Source organism: Advenella mimigardefordensis DPN7, assembly GCF_000521505.1.
GTDB classification, from domain to species: domain Bacteria; phylum Pseudomonadota; class Gammaproteobacteria; order Burkholderiales; family Burkholderiaceae_B; genus Advenella; species Advenella mimigardefordensis.
On the sequence record NZ_CP003915.1, the window covers coordinates 4,278,297 to 4,301,325 of the forward strand.

Here is a 23,029-nt window from a genome sequence, read left to right on the forward strand (position 1 = left end):
CATGCATGGCTATAGGCTGGCGCTGTATATGTGGCTCTTTGCCAGCTTACGCGCGTGACATGTCATGCAAGCTGCGTTACATTCAAAGCTGACCTACTCTTGAAGCGATCTATCCTGCTTCCGTCTTCCACTCTTACAGGAGACCAATGCCATGCGATTCTCCCATCAAGTGCTTTATCGTTTTACCCTCAGACAGAGCCCATTGCTGCTGGCCGCTTTAGCTGCGGCCACCCTCCACGCTACAGCACAAGTAAATCCGCCACTCACACTGGCGGCTGCGAACTTTGCCTTCAAAGATACATCCGGCGAGGCCAAAGATCAGACAGCCGATCACGCCCGTCGCCTGCAGGCACTGAACGAGGCCATTCGCCAGGGCCTGGCGCAGAATACAAAAATAAAGACAGCGGCACTGAGCTGTCAGAATGACAAGTGCAATGCAGCCGAACCAGGCCTGGAAGCGTTGGCAGCCGATGCAAAAAAGGCCGGCGCAAATCACCTGCTTTTCGGTGAAGTACACAAGATGAGCACGCTGGTAGGCTGGATCAAATATGCCATGGTAGACCTGAACCAGAACGCCCCCGTATGCGAGCGCACCTTATCCTATCGCGGCGATAACGATCAGGCCTGGCAGCACGCAGCAAAATTTGCCGTGCGAGATATTGAACGCAACTGTCTTAACAAAGAATCTTAGGGACTGCCACAAGTATTTGTATAAGTGAGCACCAATCTGTGGGTAGCTGTGACTGACGGGACTATCCGCAGACCATGGCCCTGACAGGAACGGCCGTCAACGAGCGCGAACGCCCTTGAACGCGCACACCCGTCGCTATTTATTCATCCGCTACTACTTGATCGCCCACTACTACTTAATCGCCCGCTGAAAATCCTTAACCTGAATATTGTTCTCCAGTGATGCATCCACCGCAATATCAAACACAACGCGATCAGCCCGATGCCAGGCAGTGAACCACTCCAGCGGTAATCCATGCTGATCGTAATAACACGCCTGCAATTGCAGCAGCGCATCGCTTTTCTTCACTTTAAGGTATCCGGCCAGCGTCTTGTCGCAGGGTACCGTCTGAATCTGATTGCGGCCCTGTTGGGGCTGGCGATTGAAGCGTTCCTGCAATTGGCGGTGCAGTGATTGATCGATCAAATCCTCGCTGCTCAGAGAGGCGAACGCTTTGGGCAGCCAGGTCTTCACATATGAAATAGGCTCGTCGTCAATATACCGTACGCGTTCCAGCAGCAGGCCGTTGATGTCTCCGTAGAACGCCGCCACCTCTGCAGGAAAGGCGGCCGCTTCCAGCCGGATGACCGAGGTTTGCAGCGGCGTCCCCTCACGTTCAAGCTGCGCATGCAAACTCAACGAGTTTTGCAGATTGCGGCGGTGTTTCATACGGGGAGCAACCACGGACGCCCGCCCGGCCTGCTTCAGAATGAATCCGTCATCAACCAGCAGCGCCAGAGCCTGGCGCACAACGCTGCGCGCCACATTAAAATGTGTGCACAGCGCGCTTTCGCTTGGAATCGGACTGCCCGGAGGCAGCCGGCTTTCGGAGATGGCGGTTTTCAGGCTGTCGGCAACCTGTCGGTACAATGCCTCTTTACCCTTGTTTTTTTCGTCAATTTTTTTCAGATAAAGCACGATACCTCCGCCAAAATAAAACTATACCCCTTCTGATTTTGAAGCTGCTTCCCAAACAGAAGCCCAGCCAAGGGAAAGGCTGGCTGCGCGCTCGGCGGCCAGAATCAGGCTTTCTTCACGCGCAATGTTTTTGCCGGCTATGTCGAACGCGGTGCCATGATCCACAGAGACGCGCACAACCGGCAAGCCGACAGTGATATTGACACCGTCATCGCCATACACCGCCTTAAATGGGGCATGGCCCTGGTCGTGATAGCACGCCACCAGAAACTTCCATTTGCCGCGGACGGCCTGGGGCCACAGGGCATCTGCCGGGATAGGCCCGACAGCATTGATACCCGCCGCTTTAGCCCGCTCGATGGCAGGCGTTAATATAGCACTGTCTTCCGTGCCAAAGATATTGTTCTCGCCTGCATGTGGATTCAAACCGGCGACGGCAATGGGCTCGTCCTGACGATTCAGTGCTTTGGAGAACGCGTGAACCAGCTGAAGAATATCGTCCATGCGCTTGGGGTTCACATCGTCAATGGCCTGGCGCAGTGAGACATGCGTTGTCGCGTGAAATACATACAAATCACCCGCAGACAGCACCAGAGAGTAATTCTTGACGCCAAATTCATGCGCCAGCAGTTCGGTATGACCGGGCCACTTGTGGCCACCCAGGTGCATGGCGGCTTTGTTCAACGGCGCGGTAACGATGCCGTCTACTTCACCCTTGCGGGCCAGATCACAGGCTTTCATCACAAACAATGCAGAACCGGCACCAGCACGTGCATCCAGCTTGCCCAGTTCAACTTCTTCCAGAGAAGGCCCAACCTGGATGACCTCGATGGTGCCCACTTCGTTGCTTGCTTCAGCAGGTGCCGAAATTTCCCGAACCTTGCTCACGTCGCCGTTCAGGTTTGCCACAGCCTTGCGCAAAGAGGCAACGTCGCCGATCACCACGAATCGGGCCATATCGCGCAAACGCGGGTGGTTCAACAGCATTTTGGCTGTAATTTCAGGACCAATCCCGGCTACATCACCAACGGTTACGGCCAATACGGGCAATTTCTTTGTACTCATTTAAATTTCCTTTCCATCAGGGTCTCTGCTGCCTGAATCAAAACATGTTCCGAACCAAAGCCTCCGGCCTTGGTCACAATCGGCATACCGGTATAGTTGCCGCCAATCAGCGTACCCAAAGGAACCCCTCCGGACACTTCATCAATCAGGCGAATACCGGTAGCCTGCAAAGCCATCATTACTTGTTCCGCACCATCGCCTCCCGTGGCGATGAGTCCGCGCACCTTGCCGGTACCCGCAATTGTCAGCGCCAATTGACCCAGGCGACGTGCCACCGTGGCCGAAGTCAGACCAGGTACCTGACGGGCCGGCGCCAGCAGCACCAGAATCCGGCTGGCCATATCGCTGCCGCTCACCTGCTCAAGCATCTCCTGCTGCCACGATTGCCATAAGGCATCGTCCGCCAGCACTTGCGGCTCAGGTGTCTGTACCGTTGCACCCTGCTCCTGCAGTGCCGCTACTTGCGCGCGCGTGGCACTGTGCTGTGAGGTGACCACAGCCAGAACAATGTCACCTGCAATATGATCACTGGCCCATGCTGCTGCCATCGCCATGGCCAGGCCGCCGGCACCTACCGGCAACGCCCGCTCGCCAAGCAGCACGATGGCCTGCGCCAGCAGTTTCAGGTCTGCATCTGTGCGGGCGTCAACTACCACTATCGCTCCGGCACCACCGATTTTCTGCGCCAGCGTGGCGGGCGTATCGTCCTGCGTCGGGCTGACCAGATTGCAGTTGAGTATCGTCGGAACAGAACTTTCAGTAACGGGTGTGACCGGATCGGTGCCCGCAGAGGTGTCTGTCACCGGTATACCATTCACCAGCAATATACCGTGTTCCAGCGTTCTGCCGGTGGCGGGATAGGCCGGGCAAACTACGGCGATCGCATCGGCATGCCATTGCTGACGTGCTGCTTCAATTTCCGCTGCGAACGCGCCACGCAAAGTGGAGTCCACCTTCTTGAACACATGACGAACGTCATGCTTGCGGAAGGTCTGCATTTCACGGGCCACGGCATCTGCCGCTGCCTGCGGTGCCAGAGCGCGACTGTTGCTGTTGACCGAGACCACTTGCGCCTGCATATCACCCAGCGCAAAAGCCTCTTCAGAACCACCCACATACAATTGGGTTTCCCAGCCACAGCGAACGAACTGCACGGCCGAATCGCCGGCGCCGGTCAGATCGTCTGCAATGATTGCTATCTGCGGTTTCATAGTTTCACAGGTTCCCCGGCACTCGTGTCGATGTCAGAAATACCCGCATCCACGGGTTTCAATTCACCGGCTTTTTTCAGAAAATAGGAAGCCAGCAAGGGAGCCATGATGGAACTGATCAGTACGCATGCGGCCACCTGAGCGGTTGCTGTTTCCACATAAACCTGGAAGCGCGGATCAGCCGCCGCCACAATGGCCGGCGTCGCAATGGCATTGCCCGCTGTCGTGCCTGCGGCAAAGCCGATACCGCTTTTACCACCACGGCGCAGAATGATTTTATAACCCATATACACCAGGAAGCCGGTAATAGGACTGATCAGGAAGCCAAGGATAATGCCGGTCGTGCCGCCACTGACGATCGCAGACAGATTAATACCCGTACCCAGCGCAAAGGCAAAAAACGGAATCACGATATTAGGAACAGGATCCAGCACCTTGCGCCATTGCACGTCCAGATTACCCACCAGAACGCCCAGCAGGAAAGGCACAAGCGCAGCAACAAGTGCGATGACAGGAATATCACCCAGGCCCGATGCGCCCAGGAACAGCAGACTGAAAAACGGTCCGTCGTTCACCGCACTGGCTACATAGGCACCCCGGTCCCGGGCATCGCCATACTGGCCGGTAAACGCCAGCCACAGACCGCCGTTACTGTTATCGAATGCAGCCAGCAACGCCAGAATAGAGATGCCCCATACGCCGTCAATACCGACAAAGCTCCCCAGCAGCACAATCAGGCTGGCCGGAATAATCGTTTTACAAAACAGAATAGTGCCGGCGGTTGCCAGGATCGGGCCACCTGTACGCATATTGACCTGCGTACCCGTCGCGAAAATAAGCAAGGCAATCAACGGCAAGGCACTGTTTTTGAATAATGCCGTGGTAAAGCTGCCAATATCAAGGGCTTCCGGGGCGAAGGTCCCCAGTATCGAGCCCAGAATCAGGGGAATAAGCATCAATCCACCGGGGATTTTCTGCATGGTTTGGAACATGGGAAATAGTGAACGTTCTTGTGTCATCATCCGACCCAGCCTTTTTGGTCATAGGGTTGTTTTAAAGGAATTGAATAGTCTCGCGCATGGCATTATGAATGTGCTTCTTATCCTCGCCACGACTCTGTACGTACAACCTGTACGTACAGGTGCGATTATTGTTCTTTCAAACCGAATTGTCAATCCAATGCAGATCTGTGCTGTAATTTTTTTGTGCTTTGCCGCGTGCGCAAATGGCCCTTTTTTGCCTAATGCACATGAAATAGGCGACCGGACAGGAGCCAGGCGCAATTGGCAAATGTGATTTTAGTGATAGCTGATGACCATTCGATGATGCAGCAGAATGGTGGATCCTGCGGCCCTTTAGTCCAAGCGTTCAGGTCCAAGCGTTCAGGTCCAAGCGTTCAGGTCCAAGCGTTCAGGTCCAAGCGTTCAGGTCCAAGCTCTTCAGGTCCAGGCTCTCAGGTCTCAACCCATCAAATTGAAACCCGCCCGGTCCCCGGGCATTCGACGCCCGGGTTAAGCCTGCGCCAGCATGCGCTCAGGCGTCTATATCCAGCAGGCGCAACTTCTGCGACAACGCTCTGCACGCCGCCATGAGCGGTTCAATATAGGTTTGACGACGGTCGGCCGCGATCCGAAAAAGGGGAATACTGATGCTGATGCATGCGACCGGACGGGCATGCTTGTCGACGATCGCACAGCCATAACAGAAAATATCGCGCTCATTCTCTTCACGATCTTCCGAGTACCCCTGCCGTTCAATATCCAGCAGTTCCTGCAACAGCGCATCGGTACCAGGCAGGGTGTTGTCCGTGAATTTTTCAAATGTGATTGCGCTTATAAGCCTGCGCCTTTGCGCATCATCTGTGAGCGCGGCCAGATAGGCCTTGCCCACAGAACTTGAGTAAAGCGTAACCTGGCTACCCAGCCGTGAATTCATGCGCACTGCCTGCGGGCTTTCGAGTTTGTCGATGTAGGTCATCGCGCCATTGACGGGTACCGCCAGATGCACGGTTTCGCTGGTCTGATCACGCAGAGCCATCAACTGTTCGCGACACACTTTGCGCAGATCGGAGCTTTCCAGCGCCTGACTGGCCAGGCTGATGAGGCGTGGCCCCAAACCAAACAGCTGCCCGCCTTTGTTAATAATCAGACCTTCGGCCAGCAGGGCATCCACGATCCGGTATAGCGTTGGCTTGGGATAGCCCACCGACACGCTCAGGTCCTGGATCGAAACGCCCGATCCGGAATTCGCAGCGATCGCATCCAGTACGCGCATGAATTTGGAAAACGAAGCGGTGCCGGCCACGGGCTGGCCGGTTTTGTCCTGCGCAGAAGTTGTTATTGCCATGATGAAATTCAAGTTACCATATAGCCACCATCAACCGGCATGATAACACCCGTCATGAATGAAGATGCGTCTGAACACAGAAATGTGACCGCGCGCGCCACATCTTCAGGCGTCCCCCAGCGTTTGAGCGGCGTTCTGTCCAGAATCGGCTTCGCGCGACTTTCATCATTCTGCAATGCTTCGGTCAGCGGGGTCGCGATCCAACCCGGGGCAACCGCATTCACACGAATACCGTCTGCGGCGTAGGCGATGGCCAGGGATTTGGTGAGTTGCGCAATGCCGCCTTTACTGGCGCTATAACCCGGCACCAGCCCGCCCCCAAAAAAACTGAGCATAGAGGCCATATTCACGATGCAACCGTTAGATGTGGCGAGCAAGGGGCGCAAGGCCTCGCACAAACGCATGGTGCCAATCAGATTGACATCAATCACCCGCTCGAACACGGGCAATTTGAATTCCTCCACCCGCGCGATAATGCCCGCACAATTGATCAGGATGTCTACTTTCTCCAGGGATGCTGCAAGCGCCGCAACCTCCTTATCACTGGTAACGTCAACAATCACCTCTGTTATTGTTGTGTGACTGTACGCCCCCTCGCTATTCGATGGCAGGCCGGCCGCATACACCTGCGCACCCAGCGTCGCGAGCGTCTCTGTGATGGCACGTCCGATACCCTGGGTGCCGCCGGTGACCACGGCGGTTTTTCCCTGAAGCAAATCTTGTCTGAAACTCATGGATTTTCCAAATATTATCAATAGGTGGCGCGACCGCCGGAAAGATCAAACACCGCGCCGGTACTGAACGAGCACGATGCAGACAGCAGCCACAGCGTGAGTTCGGATACTTCTTCGCACTCGCCCAGCCGCTTCATCGGGCTTTTATCGATCATCGTTTGCACATGCGCCGGCGACATCTGCTGCAATAGCGTGGTATTAATCGCGGCAGGCGCAATGGCATTTACGCGCATCTGCGTTTGCGCCAGCTCCTTGCCCAGCGATTTGGTGAGCGCCAGCACCCCCGCCTTAGCCGCGCTATACGCCGACGCATTTGGCGTACCCTCTTTGCCGGCCAGCGAAGCAATATTCACAATACGAGCGGCCTGCGCCTGCTTCATCACCGGCACCGCGGCGCGGCAGGTGTTGTACACGCCCAGCAAATTAATGGAGATGACGCGTTGCCATTCCTGCGGATCGGTCTCTTCCAGCGGCAATGTAGAGCCGGCGAACCCGGCACAATTGACCAGCATATCGATCTGCCCGCTACGGGCAACCACGGCATCACACGCGTCCTGCACAGAACGGATATCACAAACGTCAACTGATATGAACTGCATGCCCTGCTGCTGCAACGCTGGCGGCGGTGCCTTCAAATCCCAGACGGTCACGCTGGCCCCGGCAGCCAGCAGGCGCTGAGCGATGTCCAGTCCGATGCCACTGCTGCCACCCGTTACCACAGCCGTGCGCTGTGAAAAATCATAATTGGCTTTGCTATTCATCATCAGCGCACAAACTGGTCAACGTAATCGGCACCCAGGCCAACGCTTTCATAATGCTTGCGACACATGTCCAGCTTGGTGAACACATCTTCGTAACCCGTATGATTGCCTTCGCTGTCCACGTAATACATAATGCCGTTCACCTGGAACATGGTGATCATCTCTTCCACATCTTCAGGCACATACAGCGTGTGGGTTTCACCGGGCGGTTCAAAAACATAACTGCCTTCAGTCGCGACCCAGTCATGCTCCAGATAGCGCCATGTGCCTTTGATCACATAGCCGTGGACGGGCTGGGGGTGCCGATGACAGCTGAGCACGCCGGATTTTCTGACACGCAACAGATTCATCCAGTATCCCTGTGATACGTTCAGGCATAGCGGACGAAACCAGACATTCGGCGCCTGCGGAACCCAGACGCGCTCATCGTCGGGAACAGCGTTGGGCACCACAATATCTTTCAATGCTTCTTTCGGATTAGGATAACGATAGGGAATAGGTTCGGTCATGATTGTTCCTTGGCCCCATTCGAGTGGGGCGATATGTCAAATGTGAAGTCGATACAAACGGACGGCGTTACTTGGGCGGCGTTACTTGATACCGAGCTCTTGCAGTACCTTGCTGTACCCTTCCGTTTCATTGGCCATTTTCTGCTCAAATGCTGTGCCGTCTGCATACACATAACCCAGATTCTGCTGCTTGATAGATTTGATCAATTCAGGATCCTGCGCCACTTTTTCAAATGCAGCTTTCAACACCTGAACGGCTTCGGCCGGCATATTTTTTGGGCCGGCAACACCACGCCAGGTACCGTAAGAAACATCAATACCCGCTTCTTTTGCGGTAGGCACGTCTTTGAACTCCGGCACACGCTCGTCACTCATGACCACCAGCAGGCGCATCTTGCCGCTGCGCACATATTCGGCTGCTTCAGCGGGACTGGTCGCCACCGCATCTACCTGCTTGCCCAGCAAGGCCAGTAGTGATGGACCCGATCCGGGATACGGTACGTGCGTGACCTTGGTGCCGGACTTGACCTCGAACGCGCTGAGGGCCACATCGTAAACCGCGCCTGTGCCGGGGGTGCCCACGTTCATGCCATCTGGATTCTTTTTGGCTGCAGCGACAAATTCTTCTACAGACTTATAGGGCGAATCATTGTGCACCACCAGTGTCGTCGGATCAGCGTTCAATTGAACCAGTGGTGTGAAGTCTTTGTAAGAACGGTCAAACAGATTCAGCAACGGCAAGGTCACAAACTCGCCGGTCACCACGGCCAGGGTGTAGCCGTCTGGTTTCTGGTTAAGGACATACTTCCACCCCACCGCGCCACCCGCGCCGGATTTGTTCAGCACGATCATGCCTTTGGGGAAATGCTTTTCTGCAGCTTTGGCGAAACTGCGGGCAACCGCGTCGGTGCCGCCGCCGGGCTGAAAGGGAACCACTAGTGTAATAGGCTGGGCAGGATAGTTATCTGCCGCGACCGCCAGAGCGGGAATGGTAGCCAGGCCGGCACAGGCAAGAAGTGAGCCCAGCAAGGCACGACGAGGGTAGATCATGACGGGTTTGTCTCCAGAGAAAGTCAATAGCGAAAAAATGCAAGCTGCGCGTGGTCGCACATATGAACACAAGCGCGTTGTTATATCCATAAATCCATAAATCCATAAATCCATAAATCCATAAATCCATAAATCCATATTATGGAATTATTTCTATATTATGGATACAGTGTATAGGCATTGCGTTCGCCAGCCATCTGGGGAATACCCTTAATGACAGGTGAAATGATCACAAATGTATTAACAGTTATATCCGTAAGGCTCCGCAACCTAAAGCGAACAAGAGCGCCCTGGCACAGAGTAGATTGCCATCTACCAACCGAAAAAGGGGTGTTCCCTGCCGGGAACGGGCCGCGAGCAGTCGACATGATCGCGGCGCATAAAAAAATCCGGCTGCAGGCTTCCTTCCCGGAACCACGCAGCCGGACTCACACGATTCCGGATGTGACCGCCACACCACCGCACGCACTATTTAGACGATTCGTGCAACTTCCAATACAAAAAATTATACTGAGGACTAAATACGCGCCGATAAACCAGCAACACAGCCAGCACGCACGCAATCGCCGACGAGGCAGTCAGCAGAAACATCAGCAGGATCTGATAGCGGATGGCCTGCTCGGGATCCTGCCCAGCCAGGATCTGACCGGTCATCATGCCCGGTAGGCTGACCAACCCGATCACCATCATGCTGTTAATGGTGGGCATCATCCCTGCCCGCACCGCCGTCTGCGCCGCTTCTCGATAGGCTTCCCAGCCGCTCGCACCCAGCGACAGCATCATCTCCACATGATCGCGCCGCTGAGTCAGTTCACTGGTGATGCGATCCAGTCCCAGCGACACGCCGGTCAGGGTATTGCCCATGATCATGCCCAGCACCGGGATCACATATTGAGGTGAATACCAGGGCTGTATCCGCAGAATCAATACAAGGCCGATGGCCATAGTCAGCCAGGAGGGTATCCAGATCGAAAACAGTGCATCAAACTGCATGCCACTGTAACGAATACGACTGCGATTTCTGGCGGAAAGCCCGGCTATCAGCGTCATCACAGTCATGATGGCCAGCACGATATACCATTTGTCTGCAGCAAAAACCCATTTGAGAATCAGGCCGATGGCAAACAATTGCACCACCATCCGTACAGAGGCAATCAGCAATTGCTTCTCAAGCCTGAGCCGCAGCAGAATTGAAATCAGCCCATTGGCCAGGATCAGCATTGCCGCCAGGCCGATTTGCCCGATCGATATTTCCATATATTGAAGATTCATTTCTGCCGTCCTGCTGTTTCATCGGTCGTGAGCTGACCGCTTTTCATTTGCCATACACGATTACCCACCCGGGCTTTTTGCTGTTCGTCGTGGCTGATCCACAGGGTCGCCGTCTGCTGCTTATTTACCTGCATCCAGTGCTCAATCAGCTTTTCCACCAGTTGCGCAGTGGATTCATCCAGCGCAGAAGTCGGTTCATCCAGCAGCAACAAACAGGGATCCAGCTGCAAGACGCGCAACAGACAGACCAGTTGCTTCTCGCCACCGGACAATGTGCTCCCATCCTTGTCCAGAAACGTGTTGGGCCGATCGATGGCTTGCAGAAAACGTTCAATTTTCTGCCGGTCATATTTTTTATTTTTGTTCACTGCCAGGCAAAATGGAAAGGTTAGATTACCTTCCACGCTGGTCTGCATCAATACCGGGCTTTGCCGGATATAGGCAACCTGCGCCCGGTAGCGACAGGCGTCGGCGGGTTGTACCGGCTTGCCGTACAGGATCAGCTCGCCGGCATCGGGCTGGTCCAGCAGGGCCAGAGTGCGCACGAACACACTTTTGCCGGAACCCGAGGCGCCGGACAGCACGATGCGATCACCGCGCCGGATGTGACAGTCTGCCGGATGCAGCAGGAAATGACCATTCAACGGGTCTTTGCGACTGAGATTGCTTGCCTGCAATAAGGCGGGTGCCTTCACTTCTGAATTTTCGGTTACCACAATGTATGCTTACCATCGTTGACAACGGTGTCGCAGGACAACCGTCAAAAGGCTGCTGCCCATGCAGCGGCGCTGTGGGACCACGGTAGAACCGGCCAAATGCCATTCACCGGGAACCCGCACAATATACACCGAAAGCGCCGTTAGAAAGTGGCTCCCGCAGACTCAGGCAGATGGTTTGCCCTGCTTGCCTGGCTCACCAGAATCACCGGGCCTCCCTGGCTTATCTGGCACCAGGTAAGGAATCCTGAATATGACATCCCGGTCTTTTTGTTTTTCAGGCTCGGAAAGCGTTGCCCAATCCACCATAGAAGGATGCAGGCGCCGCCGGTCATCTCGTTGCGGACCATAGCGCCAGCCGGCCAGATAACGCTGCGCCACCCAGCGCGCATGCTCTACTTGCGCCAGCATTTGCACCTCTTCAGCAGTGAAGGACAGCGCGCCATGCACACCCGCCCCCTGCTCCGGCGTCCCCACCAGTTTGCCGCACATCGCCAGTTTGTAGGCAATATGATCGGCCTGCGCACGGTTCGTATCTCTGGCCTGTTCATTCAACATATCCCACGATTGCTTGAAGGCCTCGCTTTCGCTGATCGAACCCTGCTGTGGTGCAAGTTGCTGCAGATAGTCTTCGTGAATGCTGCGCGCCGTGATATCCAGGCGTTCCTGGGTAATCAGCTCCACCTGGCAGACCGATTCCAGGCTACCGAAAAAAGTCAGGCGGTTTAATCTGCTCTGTCGGGAGCGAAGGAGCGCATTCAGGCCATCATTTTGATAATTCAGCACATACACGCGAAATACATCGGCTGGTGTCGCATGTAATATTTCAAGTGACAATTTCAGATTGGCTGAGTCATCGTCAAATGCAACGATCACCACCGGTACAAGATGCTCCGGTGGATCAATAACAAGCTCATTCAAAATGGGTTCATAAGCGCCGTCAAACGTCATAAATTTGATTGATGACACCATCGCGGCGCCAGGATACTCGGCGGCCAGTTCGCGGCCCATCTGTTCGGCGTTAGCGCCATACACAATAATGTCGGGCGACGCCGGGTTAAGCGTATGCATCACCTGCAAGGCCTGTACCAGCAAGGCTCTGGCCGTAGGCCCCGTACCAAAGACAATCAGCCGGAATACCGCCTGCGGGTCCTGCATATTTTGCGCATAATCATAAGGCAGCCGCGCAAAGAACTGCCGGGCAATCATCTGATGGTGGTTGAAGAACCGCAAGTCAATGCCGTTTTGCTTTTCATCTTCGAAATAGTCCGATTGCTGCAGCATCGCGCTGACTTTCGCATTACCGATATGCAGAAAACAGCGTACCTGATATTTCCCGGGGTGCTTTTGCGTGATCTGGTGCAGCGCCTGCACCACATTAATGGTGGTTTGCTCTTTATCCAGAAAACAAATCATGAAGCGCGCGCTGCGAATACCCGCATCCTGCAGCACAGTGCTTTGCGTCGCATCACCAAAATAAACCAAATGCCCTTCACGCCGCAGCGCCCCCGCATTCCGGTGTTCAGCGTTCAGTTCAATGGCCACCCCCGTGGTATCGTGGGTATTCTTCAGGTCACCCAGCAATGCGCGACCCTTTTGATTGATGCCGATCACCAGTATCTGGTTGCGCCTGAATAGCAGTCGAAATTGGGTGTAGTACTCAACGAAGAGCTTCTGCGCAATCCGGTACATCCCGGCCAGCAAGGCCACCGTTACCACGATTTTGACCAATGTCAGTTGCCATGGCAGATTTTCCGGGGGCAAAGAAGACGCCACCGGATCCGAACCCATCAAGGTCCGCAAGGTACGGTACAGTCGTTCCGGAAGATAGAGCCATTCATTAATCTGTGGGTATTGTTTCCCCAGGCCATTCCAGGTCAGCACGATGACCGCAAGCCCACCCAGCAAGACCAGAATACTTTTTGTTCGACGCGATAGTTTCATTTATGGATGTTCCTGCATGTTTTTCTGCGCCTGTTCAAGCAGGGCCGTGGTTTTTTCCCGGACGCCGGCGTCTTTTACGCGGTTCAGTTGCAGGCGAACCATATGGCTCAGGCTGCGCGCAACAAAAGCGGTATCCTTATTCCTACTGTAATAAACGGCCAGCGCTGCTCTGGCCATCGGATGAAAACGCCAATATCGATCAATCAATCTCAATTGATCATCGTCTCGTACCGGAATGTATTTGTCCAGATAGGCGGTCAATGGCCGCGAAGAACCCGGCACGGGTGGCCTTACATAGGGATCCTGGAAAAACCACGAATCCGGACGCTGGCTGACGCCCGGCGCGTCAATCACGGCAGCACTCTCGCTATCATATTTTTTACCAAAATAAATTTCAGTTTGATCCGCCAATTCGTTCGCGGGCGCCAGCAAGGCATTGGGCACCGCCCATACATTCAACACGACCTGGTCGGCTCTGACATCCAGCGTCAGAATATCCTTGCCATCCGGCATCATCTCAACGTCCGTGATCCTGCTGGTGCCAAAGGGCATCACAACCGGTACCGCCGTCGTGGTGTCATACATCGCGATACCTTTGTCGCTGCCAAGCGTTTGTGGATCGGTCGTAAACAGATACTTGCTATCGGCAGAAAAATTCATATAGCCGCCAAGCGCGTCGTTTTTGATTTTCTGCCCTATCGGCCGCTGTTTCTCCAGATTCCACAAACGTATATATCTATTATCTTCGGCCACTGCCAGCACTTTGCCGTCCGGACTCAGACGCGCCTTTGGCAAATCGCCAGCTGTCGGGAACTTCAGCGGTTTGGTGAAATCGGACAGATCATACAGTTGCGCCCTGTCATTGAAAAAAGTCAGCAAGTATTGATTATCGGGTGTGAAAAAGGCGCCTTTGATCGGGGTGCTTTCCTGATGCAACTGCTTGCCAGTTGCAATATCTGTCACCCGCCAATTACCACGTACATCCAAAGACAGCAGCGTTGATAAATCTTCGGATAATTTGTACTTCTCCTTCTTTTTGAGATCGACGGTTCGCACACGCTCGCCTGACTCTATGTTCCAGATGCCAAGGTGGGTGTCGTCGATTCTTGATGAAAATTGCGTGCCATCATGGCTGAACGACAACAACCCTTTCACAGACATCGTCTTGCCTATCGGTTTACCGGTACCTGCCCGAAAAAAACGCAATTGGTTAAAACCGTCTTTTTCCGGTGTTGACACAGCATAGACAACATCATTTTCAGCCAGCACGCCGAAATAGCTTATGGCAGATGGCGTGTTCACAAAATCACGCACGCCCCCTTTGCCGTTCAGAGCAAGATACTGCAGCGAGTGGCTGTTTTTCTTAAGAAACAGCACGCCCGAACTGTCAGGTGTGGCATAGAGACTGACCAGCGCAGAATCCAGCACAAATTGCGAACGCAATAATGATGGCGCCAGGTCTGTCACCAGATAGTACGAACCTTGCTGATTGACCACTCGCTGCGTCATATCCGGCGATACACCGGATGAGATATCATGAAACAAGCGCTCCAGATTAATTGCCGATTCACCGGTTAACAACACCTTATCGGTCGCCATTTCATGGACGGTATACTGGCCGCCCCAAAGGGTCGTATACGTTTTTCCATCGTCATTGAAATAAACGTCGTCTGGTACGAACTTAGCCGGCACCTTGCTTACCTGACGATCATCGCGTTGCAGATCAATGTGGTACATGCCTTTAACTGCGCGCGCAAACAGATGTTGAGCGTCAGGGCTGAATCTCACATTCGCAACGCCCCCAGGGACCGGGTAATTCCGAGCCTGCTGCAGTTCTCCTTCAGCATTGACAGGGTAAACGAGCACGCGACTATTGTTTTCATCGCTGGCATAAAATGCAATCGCCCTGCCTTGCGGTTCGATCACCACGCGCTCCGAACTGGTGCTCTGGCTGCGCGGAGTCGGCACCTCATCCACAACAATCTGACCAGTACGAAGATTAACGATTTGTGATTTGATGTACTGTGCCTCGCCGTTCGTGCCGGCCCACGCCTGTATAACAAGCCAGTTGCCGTTATCGTCAGGCGTAAAACTGGCAAGCCGCAAATCTGAAGGCATCTCGTAAACGATACGGGCGGGCTTGCCCTCTTCCCATGCCCCTATCTTGCTATCGGCCCTCGTAAAATACAGAACATTGCGATTATCAAATTTCATTTTCGACAACGAGCTGGCATTCACATCGCTCAAAATCGTATGCAGTTTCTGACTATAGGCATCCCAGATCTGCACGCCGCGCTTCGCATTGGAAGAGGCATCCACAGCGGCAATCCAATGACCATCCGGACTGAATACGGGCGCAGATTCCACCCGGGGCATCAACGTCATGCCGTTCTCGCGCATCAGCATGGATTGCACAAATAAAGCCGTTCGTTCATTGCCGTAGCGAGTGGCCGCCGCCATGTACGCCGCGCCTTCCCCCACTTCTCTCTGATCAATTCTGTTCAGGCCCGACAAAAACAGCGAACGCGACAGCATGGTTTGCGCGCTGTTGCGCTCTGTCCAGGCGTATATACCCAGCGCTACCGCCATCAGTGCCAGCACCCCAATCACAACTGCAATCCGCTTGACGATTTTGGTGCGCTGCCTGGCCTTAACCAGTTGATAGGCCTGATCACGCTGGGTGAGATCGCCCAGCGGCACATCCAGCAACCCGGCAATAATCTTGAGTTTGGCCAGTTCGAGCCGATCCTTGTAGGCCTGAACACGACGATCCACTTCCTTGCGGGAAAGGGTTTTATCGTCCTGCAATACCTGCCGGTAGGCTTGCGGTGTTGTAAAGCCCTGTTCCTGCGTACCGGGCAGACGCGCATCGGCAGCAATGGGCTCCTGGCTCACGCTGTGGTCAATATTGCCGGACTCGTCTACACGATAACGCAGCACCTCGGGAAAGCACTGCAGCTCAGTTGATTCCGTGCCGTATTCGGGTTCGCCTGCAAGAATCAGCGCAATAATCCGATTACTTTTGCCGGTCCGCTTGAAGTGGCGCAGTTCTTCCCCAACATAAACAGACCTGGCCGATCGCGGTGAACTCAGATAAACAAGATAAGCGGACGCGTCCAGCGCCGTGGTGAGTGCCGACGTTAAATTCGAACTGGCTGACAGTTCTTTTTCATCCTGAAAAACGGGATAGATGTTCGCCGGGATCGGCTTGCCGGCACGATTGGGTTTGCCCACCAGATCGGCGGGCACCTCGTACGTCTCCAGTTCGTGATGCAGCCAGTCTGCCCATTTGCGCCCTTCCTCCCGGTTATCAGCATGGCTGTAACTGATGAACGCCGCGTAGGTCTGCCGGCTGTCTGCCGCTTCTTCAGTCATATTTATTTATCTATGCAGACAGGTTCAGAGTCACCCTTTTACCCGAGAAGTGCTGCACAGACAATATGTCCGCTCCCTTTTCCGTGAGAAATGATGTATCGGATTGTGAATGCGGTTGTATTTGCATTTGAAACACCCGGCACAATTGGCCGACACAACCGGCAAATCTGGCGCAGAACAGTACTCGTTTATTCGCTCCAGTCCTCAACCACCATGTGAGGCAACTGCATAAATGCCCGGTCATTGGTTACCAATACAGCTTGCTCACTGACTGCATGTGCAGCAATAAGCATGTCCAGCGCACCCAGACTCCTGCCCTGTTTTTCCAGCGTTGCGTGCAATTTTCCATAACTCGCGGCCGAATCACTACGCCAGTGAAGTACCTCAATATGCGTTAAAAACGCATGTATCAGCGTATGCAGCGATTTCGATTGCGGTCGTTTAGCAAGACCAAACAATAATTCCGCTTGCGTGATGACCGAGATGCACAAAGATGCCATCGGAACGGTGGTTAACCTGGACACGACTAAAGGATGATTCTTCAATGCCAGGCTCACCATATTGGTATCTAACATGTAACGTTTCATTCTCTTTACTCGGCAAAGGGGTCACGATCCTGCTGCTCACTGGCACCACGCTCGTCTTTTGAGAGAAAGTCCTGGGGGGCCGGATGTTTACCCACCAACTGTACAAATGCATCCCATGTGGGTGGCCTCTGAGACAAAATCACGTCCCCCGTTCTTTCATCTTTCCGAATAAAGACTTCCGTTCCTTCGAACCGGAAGGCGGCAGGCAGCCGCACCGCCTGACTGCGGCCATTGGCAAATAATTTGGCAATTTGCGTCATGATTCATTCTCCATTTTGATATATACCACAATATATATCAAATGATGGCCGAGGAGACTGAACGCCGACAGCAAACCGAGGCTTGGCCGGGAATCAGCCGGCCAGCCACGGATCATAACTGGTGAAATTCCACACATTGCCTTCAATATCACAGGCGTCGTAAGACCGTCCCGGGTAACCGGGGTTATCGTAAGGTGGTTTGATAATGGTGGCGCCGTGCTTGCCTGCATGGTCGGCATGAGCGTCAGGGTCATCCACCAGCATGCAGATGCACATGGTGATACCGCGCGCCTCGTCCGGGGTCAGCCAATGGTAAAGGTCTTTGGAATCCGATTCGCGGTCGCTGCCCAGCATGATCATATTATTGCCAACGACCAGTTGGGCGTGGTGAATAATACCGGGATCCTTGTCGTCCGCGTATACCGCATGACGGGTAAAGCCGAAAGCCTCGCACAGAAAGCGGATAGCCGCCGGCGCGTCTTTGTACCGAAGACAGGGAATAATTGCACTTTTCTCCAACATGATGAACCTCCTAATCCATTCAGGAAGGGAAGAACATCCAGCTTATGCCTTTGTGTCGGAACTTGCAAATCTGCCCAATGCGCTACGCGTTCTGTGTACCCGCCCCTACCAGGGTGAGTACACAGATGTGATACTGCTGCAAACACTCGCAGCAGGCTTGCGCGCTTTAGCTTTCGACGCGATTGGCGTCAATCACCGTTAGCGCCGCCATGTTAACGATACGGCGAACAGTAGAGCTGGAGGTCAGAATATGCACAGGAGCATTGGCGCCCAGCAGGAACGGTCCAACAGCGACATTACCGCCAGCCACGGTTTTCAGCAGGTTGTAGGCGATATTGCCTGAGTCCACATTGGGGCAGACCAGCAGATTAGCCGAACCTTTCAGTGTAGATGAAGGCAGAATGCGCTGACGCAGCACTTCGTTCAGAGCGCAGTCGCCATGCATTTCACCGTCAATTTCCAGTTCCGGATCCTGCTCCCGCACCAGTTGCAGCGCACGGCGCATTTTCTCGCCGGAAGCAGAGCTGCCGGAACCGAAATTCGAGCGCGACAGCAACGCCACCTTGGGCACCACGTCCAATTGCGACAATACCTTCGCCGCGGCCAGCGTGTACTCGGCAATCTGTTCCGCTGTCGGATCGTCATTGATGTGCGTATCGACCAGCGCCACCATGCGCTCATCCAGCAGCAGAATATTCATGGCTGCGTAGGCGGATGTGCCGGGTTTCTTGCCGATCATCTGGTCTACAAAACGCAAATGTTCGTGGTAGGAACCCACGGTACCGCAGATCATGCCATCGGCATCACCCACATGAACCATCATGGCGCCGATCAGTGTAAGGCGACGGCGCATTTCCACGCGTGCCATTTCCTTTGTGATACCGCTGCGGCACATGACTTCCCAGTAATTGGTCCAGTACTGATGAAAGCGTGAGTCAAATTCCGGATTGGTTACCTCCACGTCTTCGCCCAGTTTCAGGCGCAGACCGTATTTTTCAATACGGGCCAGCAGGACGGAAGGACGCCCTACCAGGATCGGACGGGCCAGTTTCTCATCCACGATGACCTGTACCGCACGCAGGACGCGCTCATCTTCGCCCTCGGTAAAGACAATGCGCGCCTTGCCACCGTCGCGAACAATCTGTTTAGCCGATGCAAACAGCGGCTTCATGAAAGCGCCTGAATGATAGACAAACTGTTGCAGTTTGGCTGCATAGGCTTCCATATCATCGATTGGGCGCGTTGCCACACCGCTTTCCATGGCCGCTTTGGCCACAGCTGGTGCGACACGAACGATCAGGCGTGGGTCGAACGGCTTTGGAATCAGATATTCAGGGCCGAATGACAGGTCGTAGCCACCGTAAGCGGTGGCCACCACATCGCTGATTTCTTCTTTGGCCAGCCCGGCAATCGCATACACCGCGGCTTTTTCCATTTCACGCGTGATGGTGGTGGCGCCCACATCGAGTGCGCCACGGAAAATGTACGGGAAGCACAATACGTTATTGACCTGATTGGGGAAGTCGGAACGGCCGGTAGCCATGACGACGTCATCACGCACCGCCTGTGCCACTTCCGGCATGATCTCCGGATTCGGGTTGGCCAGCGCAAGAATCAGCGGACGCGCTGCCATGGTTTTGACCATTTCCGGCTTGAGTACGCCACCAGCAGACAACCCCAGGAACACATCGGCGCCATCAATCACTTCGGCCAGCGTACGATGCTCGGTTTTTTGCGCAAAACGCTGCATTTCAGGTGTCATAGGGGTATTGCGCCCCTCATAGACCACGCCATCGATATCGGTCACAAATACATTTTCCAACGGCAGACCCAGGTCGACCATCAGATCCAGACAGGCCAGCGCTGCCGCACCCGCACCGGATGACACCACTTTCACATCTGCAATTTTTTTGCCTACCACGGTCAGACCGTTGATAAAGGCCGCCGCAACGGTAATCGCGGTACCGTGCTGGTCATCATGGAATACAGGGATACTCATGCGCTCGCGCAATTTGCGCTCCACTTCGAAACACTCAGGCGCCTTGATATCTTCCAGGTTAATGCCGCCAAATGTGGCTTCAAGCCCGGCAATGATTTCCACCAGCTTGTCCGGATCAGTCTCGTTGATCTCAATATCAAATACGTCCAGGCCGGCAAATTTCTTGAACAGGACGGCTTTACCTTCCATCACCGGCTTGGAAGCCAGTGCGCCGATATTGCCCAGACCCAGCACAGCCGTGCCGTTACTGATCACACCGACCAGATTGCCACGGGCAGTGTAGCGGAACGCATTTAACGGATCGGTCACAATCTCTTCGCAGGCTGCGGCGACGCCGGGCGTATAGGCCAGCCCCAGGTCGCGCTGGGTAACCAGCGGCTTGGTAGCGGTAATGGAAATTTTGCCGGGCACGGGAAATTCGTGATAATTCAGCGCTGATTGGCGATCGATGGTACTCATGAGCGGTATCCTCCTGAAGAATTGATTTTGCATCAGTTTAGGCGTTATTCATAAGTAAATTATTTTGAATTGTGATAGTGTTATATCAATTACCTTATATCTGATTAAAAATTGAACACCCCTTCTGCCGATACGCTTGAACACAGACTCGCCGGTCGCCTGAAAATGCGCCACCTCACCCTGTTGCTGCATATCGGTGAACTGGGGGCACTCACCCGTGTTGCCCAGCAAATGGGCACCAGCCAGCCCGCGGTCACCCATGCACTGGCAGAACTGGAAGATATGTTTGGCGTGCCCCTTTTTGATCGCACCGGACGGGGCATGACGCCGACCGCTGCCGGCAAGGTATTACTCACGCGCGCCCGGCGCATGTTGCACGACGTTAGCGCACTTTCACGGGAAATGACGGCCGTTAATGCCGGCCGGGTCGCGCACCTGCATGTGGGTGCCATCCCTTTCATCCCCGGACAAATGTTGTCTGCGGCCCTGGAGCGTACCCTGCCCGTCAGGGAGCGTATGACCGTGACCATACATGACGGCACCAGCCGCAGCCTGATGACAATGCTCAGGGAACATGCGCTGGATTTTGTAATCGGGCGGGCCTCGTCGTCACTGGATATGACCGGGCTGCAGCAGGAAGTGCTTTATTACCAGTCACCGCGCCTGATTACCAATCGTGAACTGGCCGCACGACTTGGCCAGCGCCGGGCCGACTGGCACCATCTGGCGGAACTGGACTGGATTCTTGAACCGGCCCCCGCGCCCTTACGTGAGCAGGTGGCCGATATGTTTCTAAGCGCCGGTGTGGTCCCGCCGCAGCCACTCATAGAAAGCCTGTCGGCCAAACTTACCGGCGAGATTATTGCCGCGCGTGATCATGTGGTTTCAATCGTGCCTAATGATATTGCCGAAGAACTGGTGCGGATTGCAGGTGTCGCCGTGGTCCCCTGGTCGCTGCAATGGGCACTGTCACCCATTGCCCTGTTCAGCCTGAAGGACAGACACAAACGTGATGTGGATACCCGGTTTATCCAGTCACTGAAGGAATATTGCGAGAAACACCGCTCTGCTTATTCGCACGACCGGTATCTGTACTGATCAGCAGCGGTATTGAACAACACAGCAAGCGGACCAATCCTTAAGCCTACCACCATCCAGCAAAGCACTAAGCAGCCTGACCGCGCCCGAGAACCTGAACCTGACGCTGACAGTCTCCGATTCACATCACAGTTGTGGTTATTTTGCCTGAGGATCCCGATGCGGGGCCGGCCGCAATGCCAGTAACTCGGATTCCAGCGCATCGACCCGGCGCAGTAAATTGAGCACCAGCGCGACGCCATCGGCATTCAGATCGAAATCATCGCGCAACCGTCGTGCCTTGCGCGCCACCACAATACATTCGGAATAAAACATGCCCGAGCTGGCTTGTCCGCTCACGGGCGACAAGACACCGGTCTCGACCAGATCCAGTATATCGGCCTCGCTCAGGCCCGAAACGGCCGCCACATGCTGCAACGAACACACTTCGTCCTGGTTCAGCCAGATCGTTTCCGTCATCTGCACATTCATGATTGGCCTCCTGCAAAACGCTGCCGGCGCGGCGCAAACGCCTGCGACGCAGCAGCCAGTTCGGTGTACAACGCTTTCTCACGATCGCTCACCGACTTGGGAACTTCAATTGTAATAACGGCATACAGGTCGCCCTGACTACTGCCACTGCCCGGCAGACCTCGTTTGGACAGGCGCATTTTGCGACCTGCAACCGTACCGGGCGGGATGGTGAGTTCCACCGGGCCGCCCAGCGTCGGGATCTCCACGCTCGCCCCCAGCACGGCTTCCCAGGGCGCCAGCGGCACATCAAGCGTCAGATCGTTGCCGTTTACCTGAAAATATCGATGCGGCTGCACTTTCATGATCACGAACAGGTCGCCGGGCTGGCCGCCGTTCATACCCTGTCCGCCCTTGCCCGCCAGGCGCAGGCGCTGGCCATCGGCTGCGCCCTTCGGAATACGAATCCGAAAAGTCTTGGGTACACGATGCAACAGGCCCTGGCTGTCATAATCTGGAACGGCAACAGAAATCTCGGTTTCAGCGCCGTTATAGATTTGCTCCAGCGTGATCGGCATGGTGAATTCGAAGGTTTCACCATGGCGCGGCCGACTGGCATACTGTGCTGCCCCTTCACGCTGCGCTTCGGCAAATGCCTTCAGCAGATCGGACAGGTCCACATCTGAAAAATCATCTGTCGACTCATGAAAATGCTGTTGCCACTGATGCGGCGGCACGAAATCATCGCCCTGACGGTGCTGCCCAAGATTATCGTAAGCGGCGCGCTTTTCCGGATCTTTCAGCGTGGCGTAGGCTTCAGCCACTTCCTTGAATTTATTTTCGGCGTCAGGCTCTTTGGAGACATCGGGATGATACTTGTGAGCCAGGCTGCGATAGGCCTTCTTTATATCTGCCTCGGTCGCATTGCGCTCTACACCAAGGGTCTTGTAATAATCAACGTATTTCATTTGCACCTGCCGGTATCAATGTTATTACGGATTTCTCAGGATTGATTTTAGCAAG

21 protein-coding genes are annotated in these 23,029 nt (G+C 54.6%); 2 read left to right on the forward strand and 19 right to left on the reverse strand.

Going from position 1 to position 23,029, the window contains the following annotated elements:
- Window positions 1-151 precede the first annotated feature (151 nt).
- Window positions 152-691 carry a DUF2380 domain-containing protein gene (locus tag MIM_RS19655; protein ID WP_025374473.1) on the forward strand — a complete coding sequence of 180 codons (540 nt, stop codon included), beginning with the start codon at window positions 152-154 and terminating at the stop codon, window positions 689-691.
- Between the two features lie 171 nt (window positions 692-862).
- Here the strand turns inward: MIM_RS19655 and MIM_RS19660 are convergent, their stop codons facing one another.
- The 17 genes from MIM_RS19660 to MIM_RS19740 all read right to left on the reverse strand — a co-directional run bounded on the left by MIM_RS19660 (window position 863) and on the right by MIM_RS19740 (window position 20,458).
- Complete coding sequence (locus tag MIM_RS19660) at window positions 863-1,648, reverse strand: GntR family transcriptional regulator (RefSeq protein ID WP_052342346.1); 786 nt, start codon at window positions 1,646-1,648, stop codon at window positions 863-865.
- A gap of 21 nt (window positions 1,649-1,669) precedes the next feature.
- Window positions 1,670-2,713, reverse strand: coding sequence for a 4-hydroxythreonine-4-phosphate dehydrogenase PdxA (gene pdxA, locus MIM_RS19665; RefSeq protein ID WP_025374475.1), 1,044 nt, complete (start codon window positions 2,711-2,713; stop codon window positions 1,670-1,672).
- A complete protein-coding gene (locus MIM_RS19670) occupies window positions 2,710-3,924 on the reverse strand; it encodes a four-carbon acid sugar kinase family protein (protein WP_025374476.1) in 1,215 nt (404 codons plus the stop codon). Before MIM_RS19670 ends, pdxA begins: the two co-directional genes overlap by 4 nt.
- Window positions 3,921-4,943 (reverse strand): 2-keto-3-deoxygluconate permease, encoded by a 1,023-nt coding sequence (locus MIM_RS19675; RefSeq protein ID WP_025374477.1) that lies wholly within the window; start codon window positions 4,941-4,943, stop codon window positions 3,921-3,923. Before MIM_RS19675 ends, MIM_RS19670 begins: the two co-directional genes overlap by 4 nt.
- Window positions 4,944-5,457: 514 nt before the next feature.
- A complete protein-coding gene (locus MIM_RS19680) occupies window positions 5,458-6,270 on the reverse strand; it encodes an IclR family transcriptional regulator (protein ID WP_042070610.1) in 813 nt (270 codons plus the stop codon).
- An 8-nt stretch (window positions 6,271-6,278) separates the two neighbouring features.
- Complete coding sequence (locus tag MIM_RS19685) at window positions 6,279-7,004, reverse strand: SDR family NAD(P)-dependent oxidoreductase (protein WP_025374479.1); 726 nt, start codon at window positions 7,002-7,004, stop codon at window positions 6,279-6,281.
- 17 nt (window positions 7,005-7,021) lie between these two features.
- The gene (locus MIM_RS19690) at window positions 7,022-7,768 is read right to left on the reverse strand and encodes an SDR family NAD(P)-dependent oxidoreductase (RefSeq protein WP_025374480.1); all 747 of its coding nucleotides are present in this window, start codon (window positions 7,766-7,768) and stop codon (window positions 7,022-7,024) included.
- Entirely contained in the window at window positions 7,768-8,274 is a 507-nt protein-coding gene (locus tag MIM_RS19695; protein ID WP_025374481.1) for a 2,4'-dihydroxyacetophenone dioxygenase family protein, read from the reverse strand. The genes MIM_RS19690 and MIM_RS19695 overlap by 1 nt, the downstream gene beginning before the upstream one ends.
- A gap of 81 nt (window positions 8,275-8,355) precedes the next feature.
- Complete coding sequence (locus MIM_RS19700; protein ID WP_025374482.1) at window positions 8,356-9,324, reverse strand: Bug family tripartite tricarboxylate transporter substrate binding protein; 969 nt, start codon at window positions 9,322-9,324, stop codon at window positions 8,356-8,358.
- A gap of 468 nt (window positions 9,325-9,792) precedes the next feature.
- Window positions 9,793-10,596, reverse strand: a complete 804-nt coding sequence (locus MIM_RS19705; protein WP_025374483.1) for an ABC transporter permease — start codon at window positions 10,594-10,596, stop codon at window positions 9,793-9,795.
- Window positions 10,593-11,312, reverse strand: a complete 720-nt coding sequence (locus tag MIM_RS19710) for an ABC transporter ATP-binding protein (RefSeq protein WP_052342347.1) — start codon at window positions 11,310-11,312, stop codon at window positions 10,593-10,595. Before MIM_RS19710 ends, MIM_RS19705 begins: the two co-directional genes overlap by 4 nt.
- 165 nt (window positions 11,313-11,477) lie before the next feature.
- Window positions 11,478-13,256, reverse strand: coding sequence for an NAD-binding protein (locus tag MIM_RS19715; protein WP_025374485.1), 1,779 nt, complete (start codon window positions 13,254-13,256; stop codon window positions 11,478-11,480).
- Window positions 13,257-16,631, reverse strand: coding sequence for a toll/interleukin-1 receptor domain-containing protein (locus tag MIM_RS22285; RefSeq protein WP_025374486.1), 3,375 nt, complete (start codon window positions 16,629-16,631; stop codon window positions 13,257-13,259).
- Between the two features lie 188 nt (window positions 16,632-16,819).
- Complete coding sequence (locus MIM_RS19725) at window positions 16,820-17,206, reverse strand: type II toxin-antitoxin system VapC family toxin (RefSeq protein WP_245592779.1); 387 nt, start codon at window positions 17,204-17,206, stop codon at window positions 16,820-16,822.
- A 17-nt stretch (window positions 17,207-17,223) separates the two neighbouring features.
- Window positions 17,224-17,478 carry an antitoxin gene (locus MIM_RS19730; protein ID WP_187329590.1) on the reverse strand — a complete coding sequence of 85 codons (255 nt, stop codon included), beginning with the start codon at window positions 17,476-17,478 and terminating at the stop codon, window positions 17,224-17,226.
- 93 nt (window positions 17,479-17,571) lie between these two features.
- The gene (locus MIM_RS19735) at window positions 17,572-18,000 is read right to left on the reverse strand and encodes a VOC family protein (RefSeq protein ID WP_042070615.1); all 429 of its coding nucleotides are present in this window, start codon (window positions 17,998-18,000) and stop codon (window positions 17,572-17,574) included.
- 166 nt (window positions 18,001-18,166) lie between these two features.
- Window positions 18,167-20,458: an NADP-dependent malic enzyme gene (locus tag MIM_RS19740; RefSeq protein ID WP_025374489.1), complete on the reverse strand. Its 2,292-nt coding sequence runs from the start codon at window positions 20,456-20,458 to the stop codon at window positions 18,167-18,169.
- 165 nt (window positions 20,459-20,623) lie between these two features.
- Between MIM_RS19740 and MIM_RS19745 the strand changes: the two genes are divergently transcribed.
- Window positions 20,624-21,556 carry a LysR family transcriptional regulator gene (locus tag MIM_RS19745; protein WP_025374490.1) on the forward strand — a complete coding sequence of 311 codons (933 nt, stop codon included), beginning with the start codon at window positions 20,624-20,626 and terminating at the stop codon, window positions 21,554-21,556.
- 138 nt (window positions 21,557-21,694) lie between these two features.
- Here the strand turns inward: MIM_RS19745 and MIM_RS19750 are convergent, their stop codons facing one another.
- Window positions 21,695-22,027, reverse strand: a complete 333-nt coding sequence (locus MIM_RS19750) for a chaperone modulator CbpM (protein ID WP_025374491.1) — start codon at window positions 22,025-22,027, stop codon at window positions 21,695-21,697.
- Entirely contained in the window at window positions 22,024-22,974 is a 951-nt protein-coding gene (locus tag MIM_RS19755; protein ID WP_025374492.1) for a DnaJ C-terminal domain-containing protein, read from the reverse strand. Before MIM_RS19755 ends, MIM_RS19750 begins: the two co-directional genes overlap by 4 nt.
- Window positions 22,975-23,029: the final 55 nt, after the last annotated feature.